Here is a 12,787-nt window from a genome sequence, read left to right as displayed (position 1 = left end):
ATGAACGCCACCGATTTCAGCTTCCGCCCGTTGCGGCTGCCCGAGGATGCGGCCCTGCTGCACCGCTGGGTGAGCACCGAACAGGCCCGTTTCTGGGGTCTGACCGGGGCCAGCAGGCAACGGGTCCAGGAGGAATACCGCCAACTGCTAGCCACGAAGGACTACCGGGTGCTGCTTGGGCAGCGGGACGGGCAACCGCGCTTCCTGGTCGAGCTCTATGACCCGGCCACCTCCCCGCTGGCCGAGGCCTACCACGTGGTGCCCGGGGATGTGGGACTGCACCTGCTGGTCCCCGCCCCACCGGCCGCGGCAGAACCCGGTTTCACGCTGGCGGCGATGACCGCCGCACTGGCCCACGCATTCACCGGGCCGGGCACCGAACGGGTGGTGGTGGAACCCGACCTGGCCAACAAGCCGATCCAGGCACTGAACGCCCGGGTTGGGTTCCGCCCGGCGGGCCAGGTGCGGCTCACCGAAGCGGACGGGTCGCAGAAGCACGCACTGCTCTCGCTCTGCACCCGGGCCGACTTTGAACAGGCCACCGGGCTGGTCCCCTCCCCCGGGCATTTGCGGCCCGGGCACTGGCAGCAGGCCCACCACCACCTGCTGGCCAAGGCCATTGGCGAGTTCAGCCATGAACGGCTGCTGCACCCGCAACCGCTGCCGGAGGGCCGCTACCGGGTTGAGGGGCACGGGCACCGCTACGAATTCCAGGCCCGCCACTACTTGCTGGAGCATTGGCAGGTGCAGCCGGCTTCGCTGCGCCATTGGGTGTTCACCGATCAGGCGTGGCGGCCGGACACCGTGGACGTGCTGGACTTCGTCACGGTGTTCGCCCACGAGCTGACCCTCAGCCCCCAGCAGCTGCCCACCTATGTGGAGGAGCTGACCAGCACCCTGGCCAGCCACTGCTACAAGCAGCAGCACGCGCAGCAGGACAGCGGGCAGCTGGCCGAGTTCGCCGGCACCCCCGCCCAGTCCTTCCAGCGCATCGAGGCCGCGATGACCGAGGGGCACCCGTGCTTCGTGGCCAACAACGGACGCATCGGGGTGGGGCGCGGGGACTATCTGCGTTATGCCCCGGAAACCGGGGCCGACACCCCCTTGGGCTGGGTGGCGGCCCACCATAACCGGGCCACCTTCACCCACCTTGGTGCAACACAGCCCCAGGTCCAGGCACTGGATCACCTGCTGCGCCAGCAGCTGGGCGCGACGGAGCTGCGCAGGCTGCGCGGGCAGCTGGAACACCTGCTGGCCGGCACCGATCGGGACCCGGATCAGTACCTGCTGATCCCGGTGCACCCCTGGCAGTGGGAGCACCGCCTGGCGACCACGTTCGCCAACGACGTGGCCCGTGGTGAGCTGCTCTGGCTGGGCCACGGGGCGGACCGCTACCAGCCGCAGCAGTCGATCCGCACGTTCTTCAACCTCAGCCACCCGCGGCGCCACTATGTGAAAACGGCGATGTCGATCCTGAACATGGGGTTCATGCGCGGACTGAGCGCCGACTACATGCAGGTCACCCCGGCGATCAACGAATGGCTGCAGGAGCTGTTCGACACCGATGAGTTCCTGCGCGACGCCCCGGTGGGGCTGCTGCGCGAGGTCGCGGCGGTCGGCTACCGCAACCGGCAGTACGAGGCGGCCACCACCCCGGGCGCCGCGCAACGCAAGATGCTCGCCGCGTTGTGGCGTGAATCCCCGTTGGAGGCACTGGAACCGGGGCAGAACCTGGCCACCATGGCGAGCCTGCTGCATGTTGAGGGGCAGGGCCACAGCTTCGTTGGGGCTTTGATCCGGCGCAGCGGGCTGCCGGCGCGCACCTGGATGGAACGCTACCTGGACGCCTACCTGATCCCGCTGGTGCACTGCCTGGCCGCCTACGACCTGGTGTTCATGCCGCACGGGGAGAACGTGATCCTGGTGCTGCGCGACGGGGCGGTGGACAAGGTGCTGCTCAAGGACCTGGGTGAGGAGATCGCGGTGCTCTCCGACCGGGTGCAGCTGCCCGAGCACATCCGGCGGGTGCGTACCGGCGGGGATCCGGTGCTCTCGGTGTTCACCGACGTCTTTGACTCCTTTTCCGCTTCCTGGCTCCGCTGCTGGATGCCGAGGGGCTGCTGGCCGAGGAGGAGTTTTGGGCGCTGGTGGCCGAACGGCTGCTGCGTTACCGACGCGAGAACCCGGCCCAGGCGCAGCACTTCGACGCGCTGGGACTGTTCACCGAAGCGTTCCCGCTCTCCTGCCTGAACCGGCTGCAGCTGCGCAACAACCAGCAGATGCTGGATTTGAGCGACCAGTCCTCGGGGCTGCTCTATGCCGGAGAACTACAGAACCCGCTGTCCGGGTTTGGGGATCCGGCGGTGCCGCCCAGGCGAACGCTGTGCGACAAGCACCTGGCCGGGACAAGCTAGCGCGCAGGGGCGCGGGTGGCGGCCCGGCGCGGTGCTGCCGGCAGCCGGGTGTGAGCTAGCTTTCACTTCGCCCCCACTTCCGCCTAGGGTGGAACCAGGTGCGCCAACCCCTCGACGAAAGTGAGCAATTATGAGCAACCTGGTTCCCGTCCGCCACCTGTTCGGTCCCGGCCCGTGCAACCCCTATCCGGAGGCCACCGCCGCCCTGGGTCTTCCGCTGCTGGGTCACCTGGACCCGCTGTTCATCGAGCGCATGGACCGGGTGTGCGACGGGCTGCGCACCCTGTGGGGAACCGGGAACCGGCGCACCCTGCCGTTGAGCGCCACCGGCTCGGCCGGTATGGAGGCTGCGTTCGTGAACACCATCCGCCCCGGGGATGTTGCGGTGATCGCGGTCAACGGCTTGTTCGGGGAACGCATGTGCGAGGTCGCCGCCCGGGTGGGCGCCGAGGTGGTGCGCGTTGACCACGAGTACGGCACGCCGGTGGACGCCCAGCGGGTTGCCGATGCGCACCCGAACCCGGCGGTGATTGCCGCGGTGCACGCGGAAACCAGCACCGGGGTGGTCTCGGACATCGCCGCGCTGGGCGCGATCAAGGGCGATGCCCTGCTGATCACCGACGCGGTCACCTCCATCGGCGGCATGCCGGTGCTGGCCGATGAGTGGGGCATCGACATCGGCTACGCCGGATCGCAGAAGTGCATTGGCGTGGCCCCGGGCCTGGCCCCGTTCACCATTTCCGAGCGCGCCTTCGAGCGCCGGGTGGAGCGCCCGCAGTCCTGGTACCTGGATCTGGGGCTGCTGGGCGGCTACACCACCGGGTCCACCGGCGGTGGGCGCACCTACCACCACACCGCCCCGGTGGCGATGGTCGCCTCCCTGGAGGCCGGCATCAACCGCATCCTGGAAGAGGGCCTGGATGCCGTCACCCGCCGCCACCAGGAGGCGGGCACTGCGCTGCAGGACGGGATCCAGGAGATGGGCCTGGAATTGTTTGCCGCCCAGGGCCACCGCCTGCCGCAGCTGACCAGCGTGAAGGTTCCCCAGACCGTGGATTCGGCGCGGGTGCGCAAGTACCTGCTGGAGCGCTTCAACATCGAGATCGGCGCCGGGGTGGGCAAGTACGCCGACTCGGTGTGGCGCATCGGCCTGATGGGCCCGAACGCGAACCCGGGCTCGGTGGCGCTGCTGCTGGCGGCCCTGCGCGAAGCCATCGACAAGGCCTAGCCACTTCCTCCTCCTGGCGGCGCCCGGTCCGGACCCCTTCCCGGGTCCGGGCCGGGCGCTTGTTCTGTGCGCGGGGCCTTTTTGGGGGAGAACTTTCGGATCACCGGTCCTCGATGGGGTCGTCCAAGGGATGCCCGGGCATGGAAAAGGTCCCGGATCCATGGGATCCGGGACCTTGTGAGCTCCTCCAGTTGGACTTGAACCAACAACCCTTCGATTAACAGTCGAATGCTCTGCCTATTGAGCTATGGAGGATTGCAACGAGATTTAACTTTACCCGAGCGGATTCGAAAAGCCAAAATCGGCCGCTCAGTTCCCGCGCAGAATCCTTCGCCGCATCTCCAGCTCCATCAACTCGCGGTTGATCTGGCTGTATTCCTCACCCTGCGGGTCCAGCTCGGCCCGTTGCAGCCGGCCGATGAGCTCCGCCTTGCGGTGTGTGATTTGCAGCTCAATCAGCCCGTTGATGATGTCCGTGCAGTAGCGGGCCAGGCTGTCCTCATCGGAGGCCGGGATCGAGGTCACCGCGATCTCGGAGACCAGGGAGCGCAGCTGCTCGGGCACCTCGTCACGGATGACCTGCACCCAGGCGCTGGCAGAGGCCCCGGCGGAGCTGGCCGCGACGATCCCCGAATGCACCGCGGCGTGGGCCGGGGCCATGAAGCGGGCCTCGTAGAAGGCCTGCCACTGCTCGTTGCCCAGCCGCCCGGGCTGCTGGATCACCACCTCCAAGGCCTGGCGTTCCAGGCGCACCACCGGGTCGCGGTGATCGGGGCGTTCGAACGCCGGCTGGCCGGGTTCGGTGGCCGTGGCCCCGTTCTGGGCCGGGACCGGTTCCAGGTCCGCGGCCCGCGGCAGCCGGGCCCGGCGGATCGCGGCCTGCACCGCCCGGTTCACATCCTCGTTGTCCATCCCCAGCCAGCCGGCCAGTTCCCGGGCGTAGGCCGGGCGGATGGCCGAGTCGCGGATCTGCCCGACGATCGGTGCGGTCTTGCGCAGCGCCTGCACCCGCCCCTCGACGGTGTTCAGGTTGAACTTCTTCAGCTCGGCGCGGATGGCGAACTCAAAGAGCGGGCGCTTGAGCTCGATCAGTTCCCGCACCGCCTCATCCCCGCGGTTCACCCGCAGGTCACAGGGGTCGGCCCCGGTGGGTTCGACGCATACATAGGTTTGGGCGATGAAGCGCTGGTCTTCCTCGAAGGCGCGCAGCGCCGCCTTCTGCCCGGCCTCATCGCCGTCGAACGTGAAGATCACTTCCCCGCCGGTGCCGTCATCCTGCAGCAGCCGGCGGGCAATCTTGATGTGGTCGGTGCCGAAGGCGGTACCGCAGGTGGCCACGGCGGTATCGATCCCGGCCAGATGGCAGGCCATCACGTCCGTGTAGCCCTCCACCACCACGATCTGCCGGTTCTTGGAGATCCGCTTTTTGGCCAGGTCGATGCCGTAGAGCACCTGGGATTTCTTGTACAGCTGGGTTTCGGGGGTGTTCAGGTACTTCGGGCCCTGGTCATCCTCGTAGAGCTTGCGCGCCCCAAAGCCAATGGTGGCCCCGGCCAGGTCCCGGATCGGCCAGGTCAGCCGGCCGCGGAACCGGTCGTAGAGGCCGCGGTTCCCCTCGGAGAACATGCCGGTGAGCTTCAGCTCCTCATCCCGGAACCCCTTCGAGCGCAGGTGCTTGAGCAGCCCGTCCCAGCCCTTGGGCGCGTAACCGACGCTGAACTGGTTCGCCGCCTGCGCGTCAAAGCCGCGCCCGGTGAGGAAGTCACGGGCCGTGGCCGCCTCCTCGGTGCCCAGCTGGGTGCGGAAGAATTCCTCGGCCACCTTGTGTGCGTCCACCAGGCGCTGGCGCTTGCCGTATTCCTCGCGGCGCGGCCCGCTGCCGCCGTCCTCATAATGCAGTTCGTAGCCGATGCGCCCGGCCAGCAGCTCCACGGTCTCGGTGAACGAGGAGTGGTCCATTTTCTGGATGAACGCGATCACGTCCCCGGACTCGCCGCAGCCGAAGCAGTGGAAGGTGCCCAGCTGCGGGCGGATGTGGAAGGAAGGGGTGCGCTCATCGTGGAAGGGGCACAGCCCCTTGAAGGAACCCACGCCCGCGGATTTGAGCGTGACGTAGGAATCGACGACCTCCTTCAGGTCGGTGCGGTTGCGCACCTCGTCGATGTCTTCGCGTTTAATCAGCCCTGCCATGACCCTCACTCTAGAGGCGGTGTACCCGCCTGCTTATTGGCGTCAACGCGTTGTGGATGACGCCGCATTCCCGAGCGCTAGAACAGGCGCTCGTTGAAGCTTTCGCCCTTGACCAGGGTGGCGTGCCATTCCTTGGCCGACGCGTCGGTGAGCGATGCGACCTGGTCGACCACAACCCGCAGCCGCTCGTCGTCATCGGCCGCGTCGCGCCAGTCCGCGGCGAAGATCGGCTCCAGGTACTTCTCCTCGGTCTCCATCAGCAGGTTGACCAGGTCGGTGAGCAGCGCCCGCTGATCGGCGTACAGCGGCTGGCGTTCGGTGTCGGTCATCACATAGGTGGCCGCGATCCCCTTCATCACCGCGATCTCGTGTTCGGTCTCGGTGGGCACGATCAGCTGGGCGTTATAGCGGGTCAGCGCCCCGTTGCCGTATTCAGCGCGGGTCGCGTCCATCGCGGCCTGGCAGAAGCGGCCAATGAACTGGCTGGTCATGTCCTTCAGCGCGGCCAGCGAACGGCGCGACCCGTCGGCGTGCGGCACCCATTCGGCGGTGTGCTCCAGGCGCGCCAGGGCCGCCTCGATGTCGGCCAGGTCGGTGCCGGGCAGGTACCACTGGCGGGTGACCTCCAGGGCCTGTTCGCGCTGGCGGGCGTGGCGCAGCCAGCGCAGCTGCAGGTTCCCGCCCACGATCGCGTCCTCCACATCGTGCACCGAGTAGGAGATGTCATCGGCCAGGTCCATCACCTGGCCCTCCATGCACACCTGGCCGGGGACGGTGTCCGGGCCCTCCCGCAGCCAGTTGAACACCGGCAGGTCATCCAGGTACGCCCCAAACTTGGCGGTGGGCTTGCCGTCGTGGCGCAGCGGGGCCGTGTCCCGGGTCCAGGGGTACTTGCAGGCCGCGTCCAGGGAGGCGCGGGAGAGGTTCAGCCCGGCGCTGGCCCCGTTGTGCCGGAAGGTCTTGGTTTCCAGCCGGGTCAGCAGCCGCAGCGTCTGCGCATTGCCCTCAAACCCGCCGATGCCGGTGGACAGCTCGTTCAGCGCCTTTTCGCCGTTGTGCCCGAAGGGCGGGTGGCCCAGGTCGTGGGCCAGGCAGGCGGTGTCCACCACGTTGGGGTCGCACCCCAGCGCGGCGCCCAGTTCGCGGCCCACCTGGGCCACCTCCAGGGAGTGGGTCAGTCGGGTGCGCACAAAGTCATCCGAGTAGGGGGCGACGACCTGGGTCTTGGCGCCCAACCGGCGCAGGGCCGAAGAGTGCAGCACCCGGGCGCGGTCCCGCTCGAATGCGGTGCGGTAGGCCTTCTTGGCCGGTTCCGGTACCCAACGCTCCTGATCAGCTTCGGTATATCCCTGCAGTTCGGTCATGGAAACCAGTCTAGTGAGTTTTGGTCGGCACCCCGGGCGTTATCCACCGGAGATGTCCAATTCGGCCGCGGCGATCATCGCCTTGTGCTTCTCATCCATTTCCCGACTCTCCAGCCAGCCCTCGGGCAGGTGGGTCTTCTTCGGGTGCCCGGCCCGGCCGCGGGTGCCTTCCGCGTCGGCGCCCGGGTAGGGCATCTCCAGGTCCAGGGAGTCCAGCAGTTCGCGCAGCTCGGCCAGGGTCGGGACCTTGGCCAGGGCGGAGCGGATCTCCCCGCCCACCGGGTAGCCCTTGAAGTACCAGGCCATGTGCTTGCGGATGTCGCGCATGCCCTTGCCCTCGTCCTCGAAGAACTCAGTGAGCAGCTCGCCGTGCCGGTAGACGGTGTCCGCGACCTTGCGCAGGCCCGGGCGGAACCGGTCGGCGCGGCCCTCGAAGGCGGCCTGCAGGTCGCCGAACAGCCAGGGCCGGCCCTGGCAGCCGCGGCCCACCACGATCCCGTCGATGCCGGTCTGCTCCACCATCGCCACCGCGTCCTCGGCGGAGAAGATGTCCCCGTTGCCCAGCACCGGCACATCGGGCAGCGCCTCGCGCAGGGTGGCGATCGCCTCCCAGTCGGCGCGGCCGGAATAGTGCTGGCGGGCGGTGCGCCCGTGCAGCGCCACCGCCGCGACCCCGTGGTCACGGGCGATCTTCGCCGACTCCAGGTAGGTCAGGTGGTCCTCGTCGATGCCCTTGCGCATCTTGATGGTCAGCGGGATCTCGCCCTTGGCGGCCTCGGAGGTGGCGGCGGCGATGATCGCGGTGAACAGGTCGGTCTTCCATGGCAGGGCCGCTCCCCCGCCCTTGCGGGTCACCTTGGGGACCGGGCAGCCGAAGTTCAGGTCGATGTGGTCGGCCAGGTCCTCCTCGACGACCATGCGCACCGCGGCGCCCACGGTCTTGGCATCCACCCCATAGATCTGGATGGAGCGCAGCTGCTCGTCGGCGTCGTGGGAGATGATGCGCATGGACTCCTGGTTGCGCTCGACCAGGGCGCGGGCGGTGACCATCTCGGTGACATACACTCCACCGCCGTATTCGCGGCACAACCGGCGGAACGCCCGGTTGGTGATGCCGGCCATGGGGGCGAGCACCACCGGGGTCTCGATGGTGTGCTTGCCCAGTTGCAGGGGCGGCAGCTCGAGTTTGGTGGGCGTCTGGGGCACGGCGGGGGTATCGGATAGCAGGGTCACCGAACCATTATCCCAAAAAGTTTGGCGTGGTGGGCTGAGATCTTCATCAAACCGAGACCACCCCGGGCTGGCCTTCGCACCCGCTGATGCGCAGAATTGGGTCATGACTAGTATTGCCGCCTCCTCGCGACGGCTGGTGTGGGTCCTGGCAGGACTGTGCGCGGTGGTGCTGATCACCGCCGTGAGCCTGGTGCTGCTGCGCCCGGGCGGCGCCCAGCTACCGGCCGGTTCGCCGCAGGCCGCCACCCAGTCCTACCTGAACGCCTACTCGGCCGGTGACTGGGAGCAGGTGCACCGGCTGTCCGTGCAGCCCGGGCAGCGGGCCTGCAACGACGGGCAGGGGCTGCAGGAGGTGGGGATGGAGCTGGTGTCCGCTTCCACCACCGGCTCCACCGCGACCGTGCGGGTGCGGATGAACATGCTGCACCTGGAAGGACCCCTGTCCCTGGGGGTGGGCGGCTACGAGGATGAGTTCCAGCTCACCCGCCAGGACGGGGTCTGGAAGGTCAGCCTGGCGCCGTGGCTTGTGGCGTTGTGCACGGATGAGGAAATGGGGTACTGATGATGGCCACCTCCCTGGCTGCCGCGCCGCGCAGCACCGTGGGCACCGTGCGGGCCCTGGTCATGCACGGCCTGCTTTTTGTGTTGTTGATGATCTTCACCTCCGGGCTGGCGGCACTGATTTCCTCCGCCCTGTCCATGGCCGGCGCCCCGGAGGCCGATTCCGGTGCGCTGCCGATGGCGTTGGCCGCCACCGTGGTGGCCGGTCCGCTGGCCTGGGTGCTGTGGCGGGCGTTGGTCCCGCGGTTGGCCGCCGGTCAGGCGGGGTCGCTGATCTACTCGATCCAGGCGGCCCTGGTCTACCTGCTGGGCCTGGGGATCGGGTTCAGTACGCTGTGCACGTTGCTGGGCCGCCTGGCCGGGGGCAGCACGGTGGGCTGGCAGTCCGCAGTGGGCACGGCCGCGGCCTGGGGGCTGTTGTGGATGTGGCAGCACCGGGTGCTGCGCTCCGCGCGGCTGGCCCCGACCCGGCTGCCTTCCCTGGGCTGGGTGGTGGGCTGCTACTGGGTGTTGCTGGTGGCGGCGCTGAGCCTGGCCTCGCTGCTGCGCACCGCGGTGGCCGCGCTGGGGGCTTCCGGCGGTGGTGAGCTCCTGCCCTCCGCCGGTCCGCTGGCGCAACTGGCGAATCTGGGGGTCTGGGTGCTGCTGGGGGCCGTGGCGTGGGCCTGGCACTGGTTCGGGCTGGGCGTGCGCGTCGAACCGGGGGCGCTGGCCCAGGTGATGCTGGTGGCCGGGGTGGCCGCGGCGTTTTTGGCCGGGCTGCTGGGGCTGGTGTTCGTGGTGGAGGTGCTGCTGCCGCTGCACCTGGATACGTTCACCGACCGGCTGGCTGACCGGTTGCCGGTCGCCGCCGGGTTTGCCCTCTCCGGCAGCCTGGTGTGGGCGTACCTGGCCGGGGTGCTGGGCACCGGTACGCCACGGTTGCGCGAGGCCGGGCGCCAGGTGCTGGCCGGGATCAGCCTGGCGGTCGCGGCAACCGGATTTGGGATGGTCATCAATGCACTGCTGGCCACATTCTCCCCCTCCCTGTCCGGCAATCATCCGGCCGATCTGCTGCGGGTCGGCCTGGCCCTGCTGCTGTGCGGGCTGCTCCCCTGGCTGTTCTACTGGCGTCCGGGCCGGGCCGTGGACTCCGAGGCCCGCAAGGTGTACCTGGTGGTGTTCTTCGGGGCCAGCGCCGTGGTGGCGCTCGGTGCGCTGCTGGCCCTGGTGTACCAGATCTTCGACTACTACCTGGGCACCGGGCCGTCCGGGACGAGCCTGCTCGGTGAGATCCGGGCTCCGCTGGGGCTGCTGCTGGCCACCGCCGCGGTGTTCGCCTACCACTTCGCGCTGTGGCGCGCCGACCGGGAAGCCCTGGCGCATGGCACCGCCGGTCCGCCCTCCCCGGCGGCGGAACGCACCCCGGCCGTGCTGCTGGTCACCGATGCGGCCCACGCCGCCCTGGCCGAACAGCTGGCGGCCGCGACCGGGCTGCCGGTCCAGCACCTGCGCCAGAGTCTTCCGGCCGCGTCGGTGCCGGAGCTGCCGCTGCTGGTGCAGCAACTGCAGCGCCTGCCGCAGGACACGGCCCGCGTGCTGGTCATCGCCGAGGGGGCCGAGCCGCGCCTCATCCCCCTTCACTAGGTGGCGGACCACGGCCCGGATGCGGCGCCGCTCACCTTGTTCACGTCGATCTTCCACAAGCAATCGTCAGTTGACTAGGCAGGAATGAAACTTGGGTGAAAAGAGCTTAACCCGAGTGACAGCCCGCCCGGAGCGGTTGATCAGCGAACGGAAGATGTGATGACCAAGAAGATCGGTTTCCTCAGTTTCGGCCATTGGGGCGGCTCGACCACCTCGCCGGTGCCCGACGGCCCGGCCGCGGTGCGCCAGATGGTGGATTTGGCGCAGGCCGCCGAACGGGCCGGTTTCGACGGCGCCTGGGTGCGCGTGCACCACTTCGCCCATTCGCTCTCCGCACCGTTCCCGCTGCTCTCGGCCATGGCCGCCCGCACCACCACCCTGGAGGTCGGCACCGGTGTGGTGGACCTGCGCTATGAGAATCCGCTGTACATGGCCGAGGAGGCCGGGATCGTGGACGCGGTCTCCAATGGCCGCCTGCAGCTGGGCATCAGCCGCGGCGCGCCCTCTGCCGTCGTGGATGGGCCGCAGCAGTTCGGCTTCGAGCTGCCCGAGGGGCAGGACTGGTCGCAGAACACCCGGGAACGGGCCGAACGCTTCCGCACCGCCATCGCCGGGCAGGGCATCGCCCATCCCAGCCAGGGTGATGAGCTGGTGCCGATCGCGCCGGTCTCCCCGGGGCTGAGCAGCCGGATCTGGTGGGGCGCGGCGACCATCGGCTCGGGCGTCTGGACCGGCCAGGAGGGCATGAACCTGCTCTCCTCCACCTTGCTGCTGGAGGATGACGGGCGCCCCTTCCACCTGACCCAGGCCGATCAGCTCAAGCAGTACCGGCAGTCCTACGCGGACTCCGGGCACAGCACCGGCGGGATGACCGCGGTGACCCGCAGCGCCTTCCCGGTCATCACCGACCTGGACGAACTGTATTTCGGGCGGCGCGAGGCCGGGGACTCGGTGGGCGTGCTCGACGGACGCCGGGCCCGCTCCGGACCAACCTATTCCGGGTCGCTGGATGAGCTGGCCGAACAATTCGACCGGGATGCGGCCATGAACGAGGCCGACTACCTGCTCTTCGCCCTGCCCAACCAGCTGGGGGTGGAGTACAACGAAGAGGTCATGACGAACCTGAGCCAGGTGGTGCGCCAGCTCGGCTGGAAGTAGCGCCCAGGCCCACGCCGGAGGCCTGAAACAGCGGCGGGACCCGAATGTTCGGGTCCCGCTGTTGTTCTCCTGCCTCCGGGCAGCCGGAGCTAGGCGTCGGAGGCCAGGATGTGGGTGGTGGAGATGACCGTGGCCTGCTCCACCCCGGCCAGCGCGTCCACCAGGGAGGAGAGCACGAACATCGAGGAGTCGACCTCCAGCTTCACCGGGTACTGGTGGATCAGCATCGCCACCATGTCCCGCACCGCCTCGGCCACATCCTCGTCGCTGAACGCCGGGTTGTGCCCAACCAGCACGTCACTGGGCGCATTCTCCCGGGCCGGGAGGTAGCTGACCGCGAAGGCCAGGATGTTCCCGCCCTGGGCCTTGGGCCGGTCGCGCAGCACCAGGGCGGCCTGCGCCCCGGTGTGCTCATCAAGCAACATCCGCTGAGCCGAACCCAGCGTCATCTGCGCCGGGTCCCACTGGTGGGTGGCGTTGTAGAAGTCCATGACCAGGTTGGTCAGCTCCACGCTGCCGGTGGCCAGATCCTCGATCACCCGCTCGTTGGTTTCAAAGTCCGGTTCGGCCAGCGCCCCGGGCTCCAGGATCACATCGCGGGACACCTGGATCTCCTTCAGGCCCAGTGCCGCGCAGAACCCGGCGGCGGCCTCGGCCGCGTCCCCCGGGGTCACCGTGTAGCGGGCCTTGAGCTCGCCGGGCTGGTCGCCCGGGATGAGTGCGCGCAGCCGCCGGACCAGTTCCCGGCCAATGCCCTGCCGGCGGTTGGCCGGGGCGATTTCCACGAACAGCCACAGCCGCTGCGGGTGCAGGGAGGAGGCGAACACCACCCCGGCACCCACGGCCACGTCCTGGACGGTGGCCACCAGGCAGCGGGAGAACGGCGCGTCGGAGTCCGCGCGCAGCATGGTGCGGTCCTGGTGGGCCTGCGGGGAGCGCGGGTCGCCGAAGACCTGCAGCAGCTGCAGGTCATCGCCGGCACGCCAGGGGCGGAAGTTCACCTCTGCCATTGC

Annotated in this window: 8 protein-coding genes, 1 tRNA gene and 1 pseudogene; 5 read left to right on the top strand and 5 right to left on the bottom strand. The window is 69.0% G+C overall.

The annotated features are described in order from the left end of the window. Positions 1-2,414: pseudogene (locus GcLGCM259_RS03875) on the top strand (GNAT family N-acetyltransferase). 130 nt (positions 2,415-2,544) lie between these two features. Beyond that, on the top strand, positions 2,545-3,642 hold the full coding sequence (locus GcLGCM259_RS03870; protein ID WP_138925827.1) for a pyridoxal-phosphate-dependent aminotransferase family protein: 1,098 nt from the start codon (positions 2,545-2,547) through the stop codon (positions 3,640-3,642). A 182-nt stretch (positions 3,643-3,824) separates the two neighbouring features. On the opposite strand, the gene GcLGCM259_RS03865 is transcribed toward GcLGCM259_RS03870, so the two are convergent. The 4 genes from GcLGCM259_RS03865 to dusB all read right to left on the bottom strand — a co-directional run bounded on the left by GcLGCM259_RS03865 (position 3,825) and on the right by dusB (position 8,429). Then, a tRNA-Asn gene (locus tag GcLGCM259_RS03865) sits at positions 3,825-3,897 on the bottom strand. A gap of 54 nt (positions 3,898-3,951) precedes the next feature. Continuing rightward, positions 3,952-5,832, bottom strand: coding sequence for a DNA primase (gene dnaG, locus GcLGCM259_RS03860; RefSeq protein ID WP_138925826.1), 1,881 nt, complete (start codon positions 5,830-5,832; stop codon positions 3,952-3,954). A gap of 77 nt (positions 5,833-5,909) precedes the next feature. Further along, a complete protein-coding gene (locus GcLGCM259_RS03855) occupies positions 5,910-7,196 on the bottom strand; it encodes a deoxyguanosinetriphosphate triphosphohydrolase (protein WP_138925825.1) in 1,287 nt (428 codons plus the stop codon). 39 nt (positions 7,197-7,235) lie between these two features. Continuing rightward, positions 7,236-8,429: a tRNA dihydrouridine synthase DusB gene (gene dusB / locus GcLGCM259_RS03850; RefSeq protein WP_246049750.1), complete on the bottom strand. Its 1,194-nt coding sequence runs from the start codon at positions 8,427-8,429 to the stop codon at positions 7,236-7,238. Positions 8,430-8,532: 103 nt separating this feature from the next. Here dusB and GcLGCM259_RS03845 point away from each other — a divergent pair, with 103 nt between their 5' ends. From GcLGCM259_RS03845 to GcLGCM259_RS03835, 3 genes are all read left to right on the top strand, one after another. Further along, the gene (locus tag GcLGCM259_RS03845) at positions 8,533-8,991 is read left to right on the top strand and encodes a hypothetical protein (RefSeq protein WP_138925824.1); all 459 of its coding nucleotides are present in this window, start codon (positions 8,533-8,535) and stop codon (positions 8,989-8,991) included. Continuing rightward, positions 8,991-10,616: a DUF5671 domain-containing protein gene (locus tag GcLGCM259_RS03840; protein WP_138925823.1), complete on the top strand. Its 1,626-nt coding sequence runs from the start codon at positions 8,991-8,993 to the stop codon at positions 10,614-10,616. Before GcLGCM259_RS03845 ends, GcLGCM259_RS03840 begins: the two co-directional genes overlap by 1 nt. A gap of 159 nt (positions 10,617-10,775) precedes the next feature. Then, a complete protein-coding gene (locus GcLGCM259_RS03835) occupies positions 10,776-11,774 on the top strand; it encodes an LLM class flavin-dependent oxidoreductase (RefSeq protein WP_138925822.1) in 999 nt (332 codons plus the stop codon). An 89-nt stretch (positions 11,775-11,863) separates the two neighbouring features. Here GcLGCM259_RS03835 and GcLGCM259_RS03830 read toward each other — a convergent pair whose 3' ends face one another. Further along, on the bottom strand, positions 11,864-12,784 hold the full coding sequence (locus tag GcLGCM259_RS03830; RefSeq protein WP_138925821.1) for a GNAT family N-acetyltransferase: 921 nt from the start codon (positions 12,782-12,784) through the stop codon (positions 11,864-11,866). Positions 12,785-12,787 lie beyond the last annotated feature (3 nt).

This window comes from Glutamicibacter creatinolyticus (assembly GCF_006094275.1).
GTDB classification, from domain to species: domain Bacteria; phylum Actinomycetota; class Actinomycetes; order Actinomycetales; family Micrococcaceae; genus Glutamicibacter; species Glutamicibacter creatinolyticus.
The sequence above is the reverse complement of the archived record's forward strand: the minus strand, read 5'-3'. Positions and strand labels throughout refer to the sequence as shown.